The 17,063-nt window shown below is 71.3% G+C and carries 12 protein-coding genes; 6 read left to right on the forward strand and 6 right to left on the reverse strand.

The genetic code is table 11. The features are described from left to right. Positions 1 to 110: 110 nt before the first annotated feature. On the forward strand, positions 111 to 971 hold the full coding sequence (locus tag OG446_RS35815; protein ID WP_328897945.1) for a PepSY domain-containing protein: 861 nt from the start codon (positions 111 to 113) through the stop codon (positions 969 to 971). A gap of 95 nt (positions 972 to 1,066) precedes the next feature. Here OG446_RS35815 and OG446_RS35820 read toward each other — a convergent pair whose 3' ends face one another. Beyond that, positions 1,067 to 2,983, reverse strand: a complete 1,917-nt coding sequence (locus OG446_RS35820; RefSeq protein WP_328897946.1) for an ABC transporter ATP-binding protein — start codon at positions 2,981 to 2,983, stop codon at positions 1,067 to 1,069. A 286-nt stretch (positions 2,984 to 3,269) separates the two neighbouring features. Here OG446_RS35820 and OG446_RS35825 point away from each other — a divergent pair, with 286 nt between their 5' ends. The 3 genes from OG446_RS35825 (at position 3,270) to OG446_RS35835 (ending at position 8,064) form a co-directional block, all read left to right on the forward strand. Next, positions 3,270 to 3,431, forward strand: a complete 162-nt coding sequence (locus tag OG446_RS35825) for a hypothetical protein (RefSeq protein ID WP_187284885.1) — start codon at positions 3,270 to 3,272, stop codon at positions 3,429 to 3,431. A gap of 200 nt (positions 3,432 to 3,631) precedes the next feature. Further along, positions 3,632 to 5,497 carry an ATP-binding SpoIIE family protein phosphatase gene (locus OG446_RS35830; protein WP_443050251.1) on the forward strand — a complete coding sequence of 622 codons (1,866 nt, stop codon included), beginning with the start codon at positions 3,632 to 3,634 and terminating at the stop codon, positions 5,495 to 5,497. A 164-nt stretch (positions 5,498 to 5,661) separates the two neighbouring features. Beyond that, complete coding sequence (locus OG446_RS35835; RefSeq protein ID WP_328897947.1) at positions 5,662 to 8,064, forward strand: glycoside hydrolase family 9 protein; 2,403 nt, start codon at positions 5,662 to 5,664, stop codon at positions 8,062 to 8,064. Between the two features lie 62 nt (positions 8,065 to 8,126). Here OG446_RS35835 and OG446_RS35840 read toward each other — a convergent pair whose 3' ends face one another. The 5 genes from OG446_RS35840 to OG446_RS35860 form a co-directional block, all read right to left on the reverse strand. Then, positions 8,127 to 9,092 carry an ABC transporter substrate-binding protein gene (locus OG446_RS35840; protein WP_328897948.1) on the reverse strand — a complete coding sequence of 322 codons (966 nt, stop codon included), beginning with the start codon at positions 9,090 to 9,092 and terminating at the stop codon, positions 8,127 to 8,129. Position 9,093: 1 nt separating this feature from the next. Then, positions 9,094 to 11,052, reverse strand: a complete 1,959-nt coding sequence (locus OG446_RS35845; RefSeq protein ID WP_328897949.1) for an ABC transporter permease — start codon at positions 11,050 to 11,052, stop codon at positions 9,094 to 9,096. Between the two features lie 61 nt (positions 11,053 to 11,113). Then, the gene (locus OG446_RS35850; RefSeq protein WP_328897950.1) at positions 11,114 to 12,163 is read right to left on the reverse strand and encodes a quaternary amine ABC transporter ATP-binding protein; all 1,050 of its coding nucleotides are present in this window, start codon (positions 12,161 to 12,163) and stop codon (positions 11,114 to 11,116) included. Continuing rightward, on the reverse strand, positions 12,160 to 13,689 hold the full coding sequence (locus OG446_RS35855; protein WP_328897951.1) for a GMC family oxidoreductase: 1,530 nt from the start codon (positions 13,687 to 13,689) through the stop codon (positions 12,160 to 12,162). Before OG446_RS35855 ends, OG446_RS35850 begins: the two co-directional genes overlap by 4 nt. A gap of 27 nt (positions 13,690 to 13,716) precedes the next feature. After that, the gene (locus OG446_RS35860) at positions 13,717 to 15,228 is read right to left on the reverse strand and encodes an aldehyde dehydrogenase family protein (protein ID WP_328897952.1); all 1,512 of its coding nucleotides are present in this window, start codon (positions 15,226 to 15,228) and stop codon (positions 13,717 to 13,719) included. A 197-nt stretch (positions 15,229 to 15,425) separates the two neighbouring features. Between OG446_RS35860 and OG446_RS35865 the strand changes: the two genes are divergently transcribed. Both OG446_RS35865 and OG446_RS35870 read left to right on the forward strand, forming a co-directional pair. Further along, a complete protein-coding gene (locus OG446_RS35865; protein ID WP_328897953.1) occupies positions 15,426 to 15,722 on the forward strand; it encodes a hypothetical protein in 297 nt (98 codons plus the stop codon). 98 nt (positions 15,723 to 15,820) lie between these two features. Next, positions 15,821 to 16,837, forward strand: coding sequence for a hypothetical protein (locus OG446_RS35870; protein WP_328897954.1), 1,017 nt, complete (start codon positions 15,821 to 15,823; stop codon positions 16,835 to 16,837). Positions 16,838 to 17,063 lie beyond the last annotated feature (226 nt).

The raw sequence follows: 17,063 nt of genomic DNA on the forward strand, positions 1-17,063 counted from the left end.
TGGTGAGCATCCCCGAGGACGAGCAGGTGTGAGACAGGTTCTCCGGTGATCGGGTGACACCGGGCGGTGGCACGTCATGCCGGACCGGCCATGCGGTTAGGCATGCGGGCATGACATGTGACTTCCCACCTGAGAACACCGGATTCCTCCGCTCCCGGCGCCTGCGCGCCACCGGCGCCGCAGGCGTCCTCCTGGCCGCCGCCCTGCTCACGGGCTGCGGCCAGGACAGCGGCGACACCTCGACGGGCACGGCCACCTCGGAGGCCGCCCGCGCCGTCCCGGAGCGGACCACCACGCCCTCGAACAGCGCGAGCAAGAGCGCGCCGGCCACCGCGGCGATGACCCAGGACCAGAAGGACCGCAAGAAGCTCCTGGACTCCACCAAGATCACCTACGACAAGGCCGTCACGACGGCCGAGGGCGCCGTCAGCGGTGGCAAGGTGGTCGATCTCGACCTGCGGGGCCCGGGCAAGTCGGATGACGACACCGACCGGGAGAGCGCATCGCCCAGCGCGAGCGCGTCCCCGTCCGGGACCGCCTCGCCGTCCGGCAGCGCGAGCGCCTCCCCGAAGTCCACCGGTGCCTCGCCCGGCGACGCCTCCGCCTCGCCGGCCGCCACCGGCCCGGAATGGGTCGCGACGGTCGCCGCCACGGACGGCACCGAGCACACCGTGCGCATCGACGCCGTCTCCGGCAAGGTCGTCAAGTCCACCGAGGACACCGACCAGGACGCCGAGGACAAGAGCCGCACGGCCGACTGGGTCGCCAAGGCCAAGCAGACCCCGCAGCAGGCGGCCAAGGCGGCGACGGACAAGAAGAAGGGCACCGTCACCTCCCTGGAACTGGACGAGAACGACAAGAACGTCCTCGTCTGGTCGGTGGACGTCGTGGACAAGAGCTGGAACGAGACCACGGTGGACGTCGACGCGGCCACCGGCTCCGTCACCGCCGAGGAGACCGACACCGACTGACCCGGGCCCGGCCCGGCACCACCGCACGCACGACATGCCCCCGGTTCGCACGGACCGGGGGCATGTCGTGCGTGCTGTTCGGAGCCCTGCCCGGATCAGACGGACTCGGTGTGCGCCTCCGGTGCCTCCTGCGCCTCCCCGCCCTCCGAGGACGGTGAGGCGAACTGTGTCCGGTACAGCTCCTCGTACCGGCCGCCGACGGCCAGCAGTTCCGCGTGGGTCCCGCGCTCGACCACCCGGCCCTCCTCGACGACGAGGATCAGGTCCGCGGCCCGCACGGTCGACAGCCGGTGCGCGATCACCACGGCGGTGCGCCCCTCCAGCGCCTCGGCCAGGGCCTCCTGCACCGCCGCCTCCGACGTGGAGTCGAGGTGCGCCGTCGCCTCGTCGAGGATGACCACACGCTGGCGGGCCAGCAGCAGCCGGGCGATCGTCAGCCGCTGACGCTCACCGCCGGACAGCCGGTACCCGCGCTCGCCCACCACCGTGTCGAGCCCGTCGGGCAGCGAGGCCACCAGACCGTCGAGCCGGGAGCGCCGCAGCGCGTCCCAGATCTCGTCCTCGGTCGCCCCGGGCCTGGCCAGAGTCAGATTGGCCCGGACCGACTCGTGGAACAGGTGCCCGTCCTGGGTGACCATCCCGAGCGTCTCGCGGATCGAGGCGGCGGTCAGATCACGTACATCGACGCCGCCGAGGCGTACGGCACCGGAATCGGCGTCGTACAGCCGGGGCAGCAACTGCGCGATCGTCGACTTGCCCGCGCCGGACGAGCCGACCAGGGCCACCATGCGGCCGGGCTCGGCACGGAAGGAGACCTCGTGCAGGACCTCCGTACCCCCGCGGGTGTCGAGCGTCGCGACCTCTTCGAGGGAGGCGAGCGAGACCTTGTCCGCCGACGGATACCCGAAGGACACCCCGTCGAACTCCACGGACACCGGCCCCTCCGGAACCTTGCGCGCATCCGGCTTCTCGGCGATCAGCGGCTTCAGGTCGAGGATCTCGAAGACGCGCTCGAAGCTCACCAGCGCGCTCATCACCTCGACCCGGGCACCGGCCAGCGCCGTGAGCGGGGCGTAGAGCCGGGTCAGCAGCAGGGCCAGGGCCACGACCGCGCCCGGCTCCAGGGTGCCGCGCAGCGCGTAGTAGCCGCCGAGCCCGTAGACGAGCGCCAGCGCGAGCGCCGAGACCAGGGTGAGCGCCGTGATGAACGTGGACTGCGCCATGGCCGTACGGATGCCGATGTCACGGACCCGGCTCGCCCGGGCGGCGAACTCGGCGGACTCGTCATCGGGCCGCCCGAAGAGCTTGACGAGCGTGGCACCGGGGGCCGAGAACCGCTCGGTCATCTGCGTGCCCATGGCCGCGTTGTGCGCGGCCGCCTCGCGCTGCATCCGCGCCATCCGGGAGCCCATCCGGCGGGCGGGCAGGACGAACACCGGAAGCAGGACGAGGGCGAGCAGGGTGATCTGCCAGGAGATGGTCAGCATCACCGTGAGCGTCAGCAGCAGGGTCACCACATTGGAGACCACCCCGGACAGGGTGTTGCTGAACGCCCGCTGCGCCCCGATCACATCGTTGTTCAGGCGGCTCACCAGCGCACCGGTGCGCGTGCGGGTGAAGAAGGCGACCGGCATCCGCTGGACATGGTCGAAGACGGCCGTGCGCAGATCCAGGATCAGGCCCTCTCCGAGCGTGGCCGACAGCAGACGGGTCAGCAGGCCCAGCCCGGCCTCCGCCACCGCGATGACGGCGATCAGCAGCGCGAGGCGGGTGACGGTGCCGCTCTCCTTGCCCTGGACGATCGCGTCGACCACCCGGCCCGCCAGCACCGGAGTCGCCACCGCCAGCAGGGCCATGACGATGCTCAGCAGCAGGAAGCGGTAGAGCTCCCGTCGGCGCGGCCGGGCGAAGGCGGCGATCCTGCGGACGGTGGCCCGGGAGAACGGTCTGCGGTCCTGTTGCGCGTTCATCGCGCTGTGCAGCGACGACCAGGCGGTGACTTCCATGCTCATGCGGTGCCTCCGGGGTGCGAAAGAGCGGGTGCGGCTCCCGGGGGCCGGACACGGACCGGGGCGCAGGGAGAACGCTATGAGCTCAAGCGGACTTGAGGTCAACGGATTTGCGTGCGAGAACAGCAGGGGAGCGGCCCCGGAGACCAAGGATTCCGGTAAGAGCGCAGGTCGGCGGGGTGCGCGCCCATTACCCGGTGCCGTCTGCGGCGGTGCGGGCGGACCACGTAGAATCGGCCCCTGTTTCCGGCCGAACGATGGCAAACACAACCGATTGAGGCAGTGCGACGTGAGTTTCACCGACAGTTCCGAGGCACCGATCTACGCCGGACTCGTGGAAGAACACGGGGATGTGCCGGCCGAGGTGCGCCGGGTGGCTGAGGAGACGCTGCGCGAGGCCGACCGGGCCATCGACTTCAGTGACGTCCGCAGGGCCGCGGCCTACCGGTAGCAGCGGGGCACCGCCGTCGCGGAGCGGCGCCGGCCCGGTGACCGGGCGGTGAGCCCGCGGCTTCGGAGACCCCCTCCCGGATGCCGCGCGACGTCCCCTCCGGGGCACCCTGAATTCCCTCGTCGCGACGGGGCACGACACCCCGTGCCCTGCCGCTGTCACGACGTCTCGCACTGCGGACCCGGCTCTCCCGTCGGAGCATGGAACGAACAGTCGGCGACGACATCGCGACGAAGGGATGCCGGATGGGTGGTGAACGGCATGAGCCGCCGCCGGACGGGGTCGGGGCCGAGCTGGACCAGATCGATGCCCTGAACAGCATGGACGCGCCCCGGCCCGGCCCCCGGGACCCGCAGGCGCACGCCGACGGGACGGAGGAGGCTGCCAGGCGTCGCGACTCCCGGCTGCTCTCCGCAGGGCACGCCGTCGCCGAGGCGGACTCGCTCGACGAGGCGCTGAGGCTGGTGGACGCCCTGTACGCCCCCGAATTCCCGCTGGACGGCCAGTGCGTGTTCGGGCTCGTAGAGGGGACCCTGACGGCACTGGGGCAGTACGGCTTCCGTCCGGGCGGAGCCGACCGCGGGTTCCGGATGCCGATGAAGACCGGCTACCCGGCCGCCGAAGTCGCCAGAACCGGCCGGGCCGTGTACCTCGCCACCCAGGAGGAGTACCGCCGTCGCTTCCCGGCGACCTGGCACATGTCCGCCCGCAAGAGCCGCAAGGCGTGGGCGTTCGTTCCGCTCGTGACCGCCGGACGGGTCACCGGAGTGTGGCTGGCCGCCTTCCGCGCATCGGTGGAGTTCAACGCCGCCGAGCGATCGCTGCTGACGCTGACCGGACGCATGCTCGCCCAGGTACTGGAGCGCGCCCGGGCCAGCAGGGCCGAACTGGAACTCTCCCGCGGCCTGCGCCACAGCATGCGCACGGACGGCCCCGCCATGACCGGACTCAGCGTGGCGACGCGCTATGTGCCGACCGGGGGCGGGCTCATGGTCGGCGGGGACTGGTACGACAGCATCGACCTGCCCAACGGCCGGCTGGCCCTCGTCATCGGCGACGTCCAGGGACACGATGTGCACGCCGCCGGTCTGATGGCCCAGCTGCGCACCGCCGTGCACGCGTACGCCGCGGAGGGGCACGGCCCGGATGCCGTACTGGCACGCGCCTCGCGCTTCCTGACCACCCTCGACGAGGACCGGTTCGCCACCTGCCTCTACATCGAGGCCGACCCGTCCACCGGTGACCTGCACATCGCACGCGCCGGGCATCCGCACCCGGTGCTGCGCACGCCGGACGGGACCTGCCTGATCAAGCACATCAGCGGGGGTCTGCCGCTGGGCCTGATGCCCGGCGAGGAGGACTACCCCGTCGACATCGTGCGGCTGCACGACGACGAGGTCCTCATGCTGTGCACGGACGGGCTGATCGAGAACGGCGGCCACGACATGTACACCGGCTGGGTCCGGGTGCGCGACGCGTTCTCGCCCGGCCCCGTCGAGGACCTCGAGGGAATGGCCGACCGCCTGATGACGGCCGTTCTCAGCGCCGAGCCCCGGGACCGGGACGGCGACACCGCTCGGGACGGCGACGACATCGCCCTGCTGCTTCTGCGCCGGGACCCCGGACAGTCGCGGGCGGAGGTCAGCCGACGCCGCCTGATGCTGACCGTGGGCCAGGACCAGGGCGAAGGGCTCTCCGAGGCCCGCGCCGAACTGAAGGCGCTCCTGCACGACTGGGCGAGGCCCGACCAGGTGGACACCGCGGTGCTCCTCACCACCGAACTCCTCGGCAACGTACTCGTCCACACGGACCAGGACGGTGCCCTCAACGCGTACGTCACCGGCGAGACCGGACGTCGCCGGCTGCTCGTCGAGGTCATGGACCGGGGCGACGAACTGCCCCATCAGCGGACGCCCGGTGAGCTCGCCTCGTCGGGCCGGGGGCTGATGCTGCTCGACATCCTGGCCGACCAGTGGGGCGTGCGCCCCGAACCCGAGGGAAAGACGGCCTGGTTCGCGCTCACCGAAGGACCCGCTGCGGACGCCGGCGACGCCACGACGGACTGACGGCGAGGCGCGGCTCCCTCGGCCGCCCCGGTTTGCTGAGGTGTTCCTGTCAGAAGTGTTGACAGGCTCCCTCGGCAGCTGGCTTCATGAGCAACGCCTATGGGAGCGCTCCCACGTGGTTGCGGTGACGGCGCCCCCACCGACGTACGGAAGGGATTGTTCCGTTGCGCTCGCTCACTTTCGCCGACCTGCGAAGACGACTCCGAGGGGCCGGCGCCGGCCCACCCGCCCAGCGGCCCGGCCGCCCCGGCGCCATCGCTCTGGCCCTGGCGCTCGGCGCCGGCCTGCTCCTCCCGCTGTCCCTGTCGGGCCCCGCGGCTGCCGCGCCGGCCTTCGACTACGGCGAGGCGCTGCAGAAGTCGGTGCTCTTCTACGAGGCGCAGCAGTCGGGCACGCTCCCCGACACCAACCGGGTCGGCTGGCGCGGTGACTCCGCTCTCGACGACGGCAAGGACGTCGGTCTGGATCTGACGGGCGGCTGGTACGACGCCGGTGACCACGTCAAGTTCGGCCTGCCGATGGCCTTCTCCACCACCATGCTCGCGTGGGGCGGCGTGGAGCAGGCGGACGCCTACGCGGCCTCGGGCCAGCTTCCGTACCTGAGGAACAACCTCCGCTTCGTCAACGACTACTTCCTCAAGGCTCATCCGTCCCCGAACGTCCTGTACGGGCAGGTGGGCAACGGCGGCGACGACCACAAGTGGTGGGGCCCGGCCGAGGTGATGCCGATGAAGCGGCCCGCCTACAAGATCGACGCCTCCTGCCCCGGCACCGATCTGGCCGGCCAGACAGCAGCTGCCCTGGCCTCCTCGTCCATGGTGTTCGCCGGCAGTGACCCGGCGTACGCCACGAAGCTGATCACCCACGCGAAGCAGCTGTACACCTTCGCGGACACCTACCGCGGGAAGTACAGCGACTGCATCACCGACGCGCAGGCGTACTACAACTCCTGGAGCGGGTACAAGGACGAGCTGGTCTGGGGTGCGATCTGGCTGTACAAGGCCACCGGTGACGCCTCGTACCTGGCCAAGGCCGAGTCGTACTACGACAACCTCTCGACCGAGCCGCAGAGCAGCACCCGGTCCTACCGCTGGACGCTCTCCTGGGACGACAGCTCCTACGGGGCGTACGTGCTGCTCGCGCAGCTGACCGGGAAGCAGAAGTACGTCGACGACGCGAACCGCTGGCTCGACTGGTGGACGGTCGGCGTCAACGGGCAGCGGGTGGCCTACTCGCCCGGCGGCCAGGCCGTGCTGGACAGCTGGGGGTCGCTGCGGTACGCGGCGAACACCGCCTTCGTGGCGCTGAGTTACTCGGACTGGCTGACCGACGCCACGCGCAAGGCCCGCTACCACGACTTCGCCGTCCGCCAGATCGACTACGCGCTCGGTGACAACCCGCGCAAGTCGAGCTACGTGGTCGGCTTCGGCACCAACCCGCCGACCAAGCCGCACCACCGCACCGCCCACGGCTCGTGGACCGACCAGATGAACAACCCCGTGGAGACCCGGCACACCCTGTACGGAGCGCTGGTCGGCGGCCCCAGTGCGGCGAACGACACGTACACCGACGACCGCTCCAACTACGTGAACAACGAGGTCGCCACCGACTACAACGCGGCCTTCACCGGCGCACTGGCCCGGCTCTACGGCGAGTACGGCGGAGCTCCGCTCGCGGACTTCCCGCGGCAGGAGACACCGGACGGGCCGGAGATGTCCGTCCAGGCCTCGGTCAACGCGGCGGGCGGCAACTTCACCGAGATCAAGGCGTATCTGGTCAACCGGTCCGCCTGGCCGGCCCGCGCCCTCACCGACGCGTCGATGCGCTACTACTTCACGCTGGAGCCCGGTGTCACGCCGGGGCAGATCAGCTTCACCACGAACTACAACCAGTGCGGTGAGGTGACCGGCCCGACGCACGAGACGGGCGACGTCTACTACGTGACCGTGGACTGCTCCGCCACGGACATCGCCCCGGCCGGCCAGTCCGCGTACCGCAAGGAGGTGCAGTTCCGGATCACCTCGGCCGGAGCCTGGGATCCGGCGAACGACTGGTCCTACCCCTCATCGGCCACGACCCCCGGCACCACACCGGTGGACGCACCGCACATCGTGCTGCTCGAAGGTGCGGCGCCGCAGTGGGGGACCGCGCCGGACGGGACAGACCCGGAACCGACCCCCGACCTCACCACGACCCCTGATCCGACACCGACTCCGACCCCGACGCCAGACCCGACGGATACGCCCGGCCCGGCCGGTTCCTGCGCGGTCACCTACCGGGTCAGCCAGTCCTGGGGCAGCGGATTCACGGCCGACGTCTCCGTCCGGAACGCCGGGACGGACCCGGTCGACGGCTGGCAGCTGGGCTTCGCCTTCGGCGGGGCCGAGAGGGTCACGAACGCCTGGAACGCGAGCGCCACCCAGACCGGCTCCCGCGTCACGGTGAAGAACGCGACGCACAATGCCGGGATTCCGGCGGGAGGCACCGTCTCCTTCGGGTTCCAGGCCACCGGTGCTCCGGCACAGGCACCGTCCTCCTTCACCCTCAACGGGACGGAGTGCGGCTGAGCGACGAAGGGGTGTGGTGCCGTCCCGGCGAGGGCCGGGACGGCACCACACCCCTCAGGCCGTCACCCGGGGATCCACGCCCGCCACTTCTTCTCGTTCGCGTCCACCCACTCCTTGGCCGCGTCCTGGGGTGACATCTTCTGATCGGCGATCATCAGGGCGACCTTGTTCTGGTCCTCCGTACCCCAGGAGAAGTTCTTGAGGAACGTGGCCGCCTTGCCGCCGGCGTTGGCGAACCGCGCGTTGAGGTACTTCTTCAGCGGGGTGTGCGGATAGGCGCACGCCACCTTCTCGGGCTCGGCGTCGCAGCCCTCCTCGTAGGCCGGAAGCTTCACCTCCGTCATCGGTACCTGCTCGAACAGCCACTGCGGCTTGTACCAGTAGGTGAGGAACGGCTTCTTCTCCTTGGCGAACTGCTTGATCTGGGTGATCTGCGCCGCCTCGGACCCGGAGAACACGACCTGGTAGTCCAGGCCGAGGTTCTTCACGAGGGCCTTGTCGTTGGTGACGTACGACGGCGAACCGTCGAGCAACTGGCCCTTGCCGCCGCTCTCCGCTGTGCGGAAGCTGTCGGCGTACGTGTCGAGGTTGCGCCAGTCGGTGACGTCGGGATGCTGCTTCGCGAAGTACGTGGGCACGAACCAGCCGATGTGGCCGGTGACGCCGAGCTCCCCGCCCGACCGGATCGTCCCCTTGTCCTTGACGTACCGCGCCTCCTGGTCCGGGTGTCCCCAGTCCTCCAGGATCGCGTCCACCCGGCCCTGGCTCAGGGCGTCCCAGGCCGGCACCTCGTCGATCTGGACGGTGTCCACCCGGTATCCCAGCTCGTGTTCGAGGAGGTACTCGGCCACGGCCACATTCGCCTGGGCGCCCACCCACGACTGCACGGACAGGGTCACGGTCTTCGCGCCCCGTGCGTTGGCGAACGGCGAGGCCTGCTGCGTCATGTCCGCGGCACCGCAGCCCGCCACGGCGACGAGAGCCGTGGCCGATGCGAGTGCGACGACAGGAGTACGCGTACGAGCCATGTCAGGCCCCCTTTCCGGAGCGGCGCCGGGTCGGCTGGGTGACCCGGTCGAGCATCAGGCCGAGGAGGACGATCGCGGCACCGGCGACCAGGCCGGTCGCCAGGTCGCCCTGCGCGAGGCCGAACACGGCGGAGTAGCCGAGCGAACCACCGCCGACCAGACCGCCGATCACCACGACGGCCAGGACCAGGACGACGCCCTGGTTGACGGCCAGGAGCAGGGCCGGGCGGGCCAGCGGCAGCTGGACCTTGACCAGTTGCTGGAAGCCCGTCGCGCCGAGGGAACGGGAGGACTCCATCGTGACGGGATCGACGCCGTTCATGCCCTGGGTGGTGATCCGTACGACGGCGGGCAGCGCGTAGATCACGGCGGCGGCCACCGCCGGTGCGCGGCCGACGCCGAACAGGGCGACGACCGGGATGAGATAGACGAACTGCGGCATCGTCTGGAACACGTCCAGCACCGGGCGCAGCAGCCGTTCCACGCGTGCGTTGCGGGAGGCGGCGATCCCTACGGCGAATCCGGCCACCAGCGTCACCGCGACACCGGCCAGCACCTGGGACAGCGTGTCGAGCGCGGGGTCCCAGACGTCGAGGACACCGATCGCGGCCATCGCGAGGACGGCGGTCAGCATGGTGCGCCAGGTGCCGATCAGCAGGGCGAGCACGGCGATCAGCAGGAGCACCGCCCACCAGGGCAGCCACTGCAGGCCGTCGCGCACCGGGTCGAGGACCCAGGTGGTGAACCGTCCGGCCCAGTCCGCGGTGCCCCCGACCACGGGCACACCCGCGTACAGGTGGTCGGTCATCCAGCCGACGGCCGTGTTGACCGGGCGGGTGATGTCGGCCGTCCAGCCGTCCGGCCAGCCCGTGGTGGAGACCAGACGGGCCACGACGGCGGCCGCCACCGTGCCGGCCGCGGCGACGGCCCAGCCGAGCCCGGCCGATCCGGGGCGCGGCGCGGCGCCCAGACGGTGACCGGCCGCGGAGGTGACGCGGTCGAGCACCACGGCGAGCAGCACGATCGGGATCCCGGCCGCGAGTGCGGCACCGACGTCCACGGACGCGAGCGCCTGGTAGACGCGGTCACCGAGACCGCCGGCGCCGATCACGGAGGCGATCACGGCCATCGACAGCGCCATCATGATCGTCTGGTTGAGACCGAGCAGCAGCTCCCTGCGCGCCAGCGGAAGGCGTGCGGAGAACAGCCGCTGCCGCCCGGTGGCACCGAGCGAGGCCGCCGCCTCCATCACTCCCGCGTCGGCGTCGCGCAGCCCGAGAGCCGTCAGCCGGGCCATCGGCGGCGCCGCGTAGACGACGGTCGCGAGGACCGCGGCGGGGACACCGATGCCGAACACGAGGACCACCGGCAGCAGATACGCGAACGCCGGCATGACCTGCATGGTGTCGAGCACCGGCCGCAGGATTCGGAAGACGCGGTCCGACAGCCCGGCGGCCAGGCCGAGGACCGCGCCGAGCGCCACCGACGCCAGGACGGCGACGACCATCAGGGCCAGCGTCTGCATGGTGGGCACCCACATGCCGAGCACGGCGCAGACGAGGAAGGCGACGACGGCGGTCACCGCGAGCCTGAGGCCCGCCACCCGCCAGGCGATCAGCCCGGCGGCCGCTGTGACACCCGCCCAGCCGGCGGCGAGCAGGACCAGGTAGACACCGCGGACCGAGAGCACGACGGCGTTGCTGAGGTGCCCGAAGAAGTAGAGGAACAGCGGATGCGTGTCGCGGTTGTCGATGATCCAGTCGCTGACGTCCCCGAGCGGTCCGGTGAGATCGACGGTGAGGCTCGCGGGCCACGCACCGTGGCCGACGAGGACGCTGCCGAGCACCAGCAGCACGGCCGCCCCGGTGAGCAGGAGCGTCGTTCGGTGCCGGGCGAGCGAAGCCGCCGGCCCGGCCTTGCCGAGCGGGGCGGCGGGTGCGGCGGACGCGGTCGCTGTCATATCGCCCACCCGCCGATGCCGTTCGGGCGGCCCGGTGGCCCGGAGGCGTAGATCACGCGCATCACGCGGCCTCCTTCACGGCCGGGACCCCGGCCACGACGCCGAGCAGACACGCGTGGTCGACCACGCCCAGGCAGCGCCCGTCCTCGACCACACGTGCCGTCTCCCCGGTCCGGACGACCGCCTCGATCGCCTCGGAAACGGTGGCGTCCGGGGCCAGCGCGGGACCGGAGACGCTCTCCGCGCTGTCGGCCGGGCGCATGGCGGCCCGGACGGTCACGACCTGCTCGCGCGGCACGTCCCGGACGAAGTCGCGGACGTAGTCGTCGGCGGGCGAGCCCACGATCTCCTCCGGTGTGCCGAGCTGCACGATCCGGCCGTCACGCATCAGCGCGATGCGGTCGCCGAGCTTCAGGGCCTCGTTCAGGTCGTGGGTGATGAAGACCATCGTGCGGCCCTCCTCGCGGTGCAGCCGTACGACCTCCTCCTGCATGTCGCGGCGGATCAGCGGGTCGAGCGCGCTGAACGGCTCGTCGAACAGCAGCACTTCGGGGTCGACGGCGAGCGCCCGCGCCAGCCCGACCCGCTGCTGCTGACCGCCGGAGAGCTGCCCGGGGCGACGGTTCTCCAGCCCGTCGAGGCCGACCTTGGCGATGAACCCGGCTGCCCGCTCACGGCGATCGGCCCGGCCCATGCCCTGGATCTCCAGGCCGTAGGCCACGTTGTCGAGGACCGAGCGGTGCGGAAGCAGTCCGAAGTGCTGGAAGACCATGGAGGCCCGGTGGCGGCGCAGTTCACGCAGCCGGCCGGCGTTCATCGCCAGCACGTCCTCGCCGTCCATCGTGACCTCACCGGAGGTCGGCTCGATGAGCCGGGTGAGGCAGCGCACCAGGGTGGACTTGCCCGAACCGGACAGTCCCATCACGACGAACACCTCGCCCTTGCGGACGTCGAAGGAGACGTCACGCACGGCGGCGGTGCAGCCCGTGCGTGTGCGCAGCTCCGCGGCGTCGAGCGCGCCGAGTTCGGCGTCACCGGGTATGCGGTCGGCCTTCGGCCCGAACACCTTCCAGAGGTTGCGTACGGAGAAGACGTGCGGTGGTGTGTTCATCGGGCATGACCCCCATAGGTGGCGCCGAGCAGATCCGCGCATTTCTCGCCGACCATCAGGACCCCGATCATCGGGTTGACGGTCGTCATGGTCGGGAAGACCGACGCGTCGGCTATCCGGATGCCGTCGAGGCCGCGGATCCGCAGATCGGGTGCGACCACGGCGAGCGCGTCGTCGGGTGCCCCCATCCGGCAGGTTCCGGCCGGGTGGTAGACGGTGTGCGCGACCTTGCGCGCGTACTCGCTCAGATCCTCGTCGGAGGTGACCTCGGGCCCCGGGCAGACCTCCCGCTTCAGCCAGCCGGCCAGGGGCTCCTGGGCGGCGATCTCCCGGGCCATCCTGATCCCGTCGACGAGCGTGCGTCCGTCGTAGTCCTCCGCATCGGTGAAGTAGCGGAAGTCCAGGGCGGGTTTGACCTCGGGGTCGGGGCTCGTCAGGTACAGCCGGCCGCGACTGCGCGGCTTGGGGATGTTCGGCGTCATCGACACCCCGTGCGGCGGGCGCTCGTAGCCGAGCCGCTCGGGGTTGTCCGTGAACGGGATCTGGTAGAAGTGGAACATCAGGTCGGGGCCCGGACTGTCCGGATCCCGCCGTACGAAGAGCCCGGCGTCGCTGTCCATCGCGGAGTTCTCGGGGATCGGCCCGTGCGTCTCCCAGACGATGACCGACTCGGGGTGGTCGAGCAGGTTCTCACCGACCCCGGGCAGGTCGTGCGTCACCGGAATACCGAGCTTCTCCAGCTCCCCACGGTGACCGATCCCGGAGTGCATCAGCAGCCGGGGCGTGTCCACCGCACCCGCGCACACCACGACTTCGCGCCGGGCCCGCACGACCCGCTCCTCGCCGTTTGCCGTCCGCACGCGCACACCGGTTGCCCGGGTGCCGTCGAACTCCAGGCGGAACGCCCAGGTCTCCAGGGCGATACGGAGGTTCGGCCGGTCCAGGAAGGGATGCAGATACGCGACCGACGCCGAGGACCGCTTGTTGTTCTCCGGGTGGTAGGCGAGGTCGAAGAACCCCACACCGTCCCGGAAGGCCTCCTTGTTGAAGCCCTCGACGCGCGGCACCCCGAGCGCCGTCTGCGCGGCGTCGACGAAGTCGCGTGCGATGGCGTTCCGGTCGGCCTCGTCGACGGGGACGATGTTGTTGCGCAGACGGCCGAAGTACGGGTCCATCGACGACGCGTCCCAGCCGGCCGCACCGGCCGCCGCCCACTCGTCCCAGTCGGACGGCAGCGGCTTGAAGGCGATCAGTGTGTTGTGGGACGAGCAGCCGCCGAGCACGCGTGCCCTGCTGTGCCGGATGTACGAGTTGCCGCGCGGCTGCTCGGTGGTGGGGTAGTCGTAGTCCAGCTCCCCGCCGAGCAGGCCCATCCAGCGGCGCAGGGTCAGCACGTCGTCGCGCCCCACGTCGCTCGGTCCGCCCTCGATGAGGGCGACGGTCACGTCGGGGTTCTCGGTCAGCCGGGACGCGATCACCGAACCGGCGGTGCCGCCGCCGACGATGACGTAGTCGTAGGGGGTCATGTCGTTCTCCATCGCCTCTGCTCCCGTTCAGCCCGCGAACCAGCGCACCGGGCGCGGGGCGAGGTTCTGGTAGATGTGCTTGGCCTCGCGGTACTCGGCCAGGCCCGTCGGGCCGAGTTCCCGGCCGATGCCGGACTTGCCGAAGCCGCCCCATTCCGCCTGCGGCAGGTAGGGGTGGAAGTCGTTGATCCAGACCGTGCCGTGCCTCAGCCGCGCCGCGACCCGGCGGCCGCGGCCCGCGTCCGCCGTCCACACGCCGCCGGCCAGGCCGTACTCGGTGTCGTTGGCGAGAGCGACGGCCTCGTCCTCCGTACGGAAGGTCTCGACCGTCAGCACCGGTCCGAACACCTCCTCGCGTACGACGCGCATGGTGCGGTCGCAGTGGTCCAGCACCGTCGGCCGGTAGAAGTAGCCGGGCCCCTGGGGACGTTCACCGCCCGCCCGCAGCACCGCTCCGTCCTTGAGCGCGGAGGCGACGAACTCCTCGGTCCTGGCGAGCTGTGCGGCGGAGACGAGCGGACCGCACTCCACACCGTCGTCCGTGCCGCGGCCGATGCGGATCCGCTCGGCGCGGCGGGCGAGTTCGGCCACGAACCGCTCGCGCACCGACTCCTCGACGATCAGCCGGGATCCGGCGGAGCAGACCTGGCCGCTGTGGATGAACGCGGCGTTCAGCGCCTGGTCGACCGCGGTGTCGAACCCGTCCTCGGTGGCGCACGCGTCGGCGAACACCACGTTGGGGTTCTTGCCGCCGAGTTCGAGCGCGACCTTCTTGACGGAGTCCGCGGCGGCGCGCATCACCTTCGTGCCGCTGGCCAGCCCACCGGTGAAGGACACCAGGTCGACATCCGGGTGTTCCGCCAGCCGGGCGCCGACGGTGGCGCCCGCACCGGTCACGATGTTCGCCACACCGGCCGGCAGCCCCGCCTCGGCGAGCAGCGCGAGAAGGGCGACGGTGGTGAGCGGGGTGATCTCGCTGGGCTTCACCACGAAGGTGTTGCCGGCGGCGAGCGCCGGAGCGATCTTCCAACTCGCCTGGAGCAGCGGATAGTTCCACGGGGTGATGAGGCCGCAGACACCCACGGGCTCGTGCACCACGACGCTGTGGATCTCCTCGGACCCGGCGTCGACGACCCGCCCGCCGCTCTCGTTCACGACGAGATCGGCGAAGTAGCGGAAGGCGTCGCGCACACAGTCCACGTCAACTCGGCCCTCTTCTAGGGTCTTTCCCGCGTCGCGGCACTCCAGGGCGCCGAGCCGCTCCCGGTCGCGCTCCAGCAGGTCCGCCACCCGCCGGAGCAGTGCGGCGCGCTCGGCGACGGGCGTGCGTGGCCAGGGCCCCGTGTCGAAGGCGGCCCTGGCGGCGGCGACCGCGGCGTCCGCGTCCACGGAGTCGCCCTCCGACACGACGGTGAGGACGGTCGCGTCGACGGGGTCGAGGATCTCGCGCGTGGCGCCGGAGGCGGCCGCTCGCCACTCTCCCGCTACCTGGATGGTGTGTTGTGCCGACACGTCGCGTGCTGCCCCTTCGTTGGCCATGGATTCGACGCCGGGTGATTCCCAGCGGTCTGGCCGTCTGCCCCGGAAGAGGGAAGCCATGCGTGGCGGCAGCCGGGAAGTGACCCTGCTCACGCGCAGGGCGACGGGTTGTGGTGCTGAGCGGCAGGCCGGTCCGGTCGCGTAGCGTGGTGCCCGCCGGGCTGGGGACCGAACGGTGTTGCCGACCGGGGGAGCGCATGGGCGCGGAGTACGTCGTGGGGGTCGCCGGGATCGTCGTGGTCATCGCGGGCGTGGTGGCTGTCGCGCTGATCCTGCGGAGCGGATCGGTCCTGCGCCCCGTGGTCGTCCACCCGTCGTGCGCCACGTGCGGGCACGCACAGCCCGAGCACCGGTCCGGGGGCGGGGCGACGACCCGGTGCCATCACGCGTACGGGCACGACAGCTGGAACAACGACAGTTACGGAGACAGCGGGCGCACGTTCGGTGAGGTGTGCGGCTGCCCCGAGTTCCGGAACGGGGACGGCGCGATGTGAAGCCGCATCTGCCCCCACCGATGCCGAGCGGGCGGGTGACCGCCTCGGGAGGTACGGGTCACCGTGCCCGGTCCGGGCAGATCGCTATTGTCTGGCGGATGGAGAATGCTGTTCCGCGCGGTGACTGGCTCGATGCCGACGCCTTCCGCGATGTGGTGAAGCAGGTTGCCCCACTGCGACCGGGCGGGTGGAGCATCCCGGAGTTCGAACGCGCCACCTCGGCGCTGGGCTGGGAACTCGGCGGCCCCCGGGAGGTGGGCGATCAGGTCTGGCGCAGGTTCGTCGCCGGTAAGGGGCCCTGGGGCGGGTACGGCACCGTGATCGCCGACGCCTCGGAGCCCGAGCAGGTGCGCAAGGTGAACGTGCGTGTCGTCGATCTGCCCGCCGAGGACGTCCGGGCCGCCGCCGACCCGGTGCGCGCCGCCTGGTGGGTCATGGAGGAGGAACTGGGTCCGCCGACACTCTGGGGAGGCGACGCCGGGCCCTGGATGATGTGGCGGCGCCCCGGTGCCGGCCTCGCCGTCCACACCCATGACGAAGGTCAGGTGAGCCTGGAACTCCTGCCCGCCGATGCCGGCACCGACGTCATCGGACGGGGCTACGCCCGCGGCTCCTGGCGCGCTGCGGACCCGGCCGGCCGGCCTCCCGTCCCCACCACGCCGACCCGGAGCAGCACGAGTGGGGACGAGGTGCGGAAGAGGCTGTGCGAGGCGTTGCGCTCCCTCACCCACGACGCTCCGTTCTTCCCGGCCAGGTTCATCCTGCATCTGTCGTCGGCCCGCGACCCCCGACGGTTCGTCCAGTGCTGGAGCCATGGCCTGGAACTCGTCATCGAGGCAACCGGCTACCTGCACCATCCCGAACTGGCCGATCCCGCCCGCCTGACCCGGAACGGCTGGGAGCTCCCGCACTCGCTCTGGCAACGGCGCTTTCCCGATGCCAGGGACGACCGCGCTCACGCCGAAACTGCGGCCCGCATGCTCGTCGAGGAACTGCGGCAGCTGGGCGTCGATCCGGCCGACCTCGTGCACAGCGGATCCATGGCGGGTCGCGGGCGCGGATTCCATCTCGACCTGCCGCACCTGGGAATCCCTCGCACGCACCCGGGCGCCTGAACGCAAACCGGCCGGGGCCTCGTTGTCACGCGGGGAGGGCGGCCAACCGGCGTGCGCGAACGGCCTGCCGTCCTCGGTGCCGGCCAGTCACCGCCCCGTGCCGCATCCGTCGTCCACGCAGGGACGGACGCCGCAGGGTGGGTTGTCCGCCGGACCACGGAGGCGGCGCGGGCCTCACCTGTGATCCCCCTGCCGGTGGCCCCGGCAGGGGGCGATGGAACGATGC

It is taken from the genome of Streptomyces sp. NBC_00236 (assembly GCF_036195045.1).
Lineage (GTDB): Bacteria > Actinomycetota > Actinomycetes > Streptomycetales > Streptomycetaceae > Streptomyces.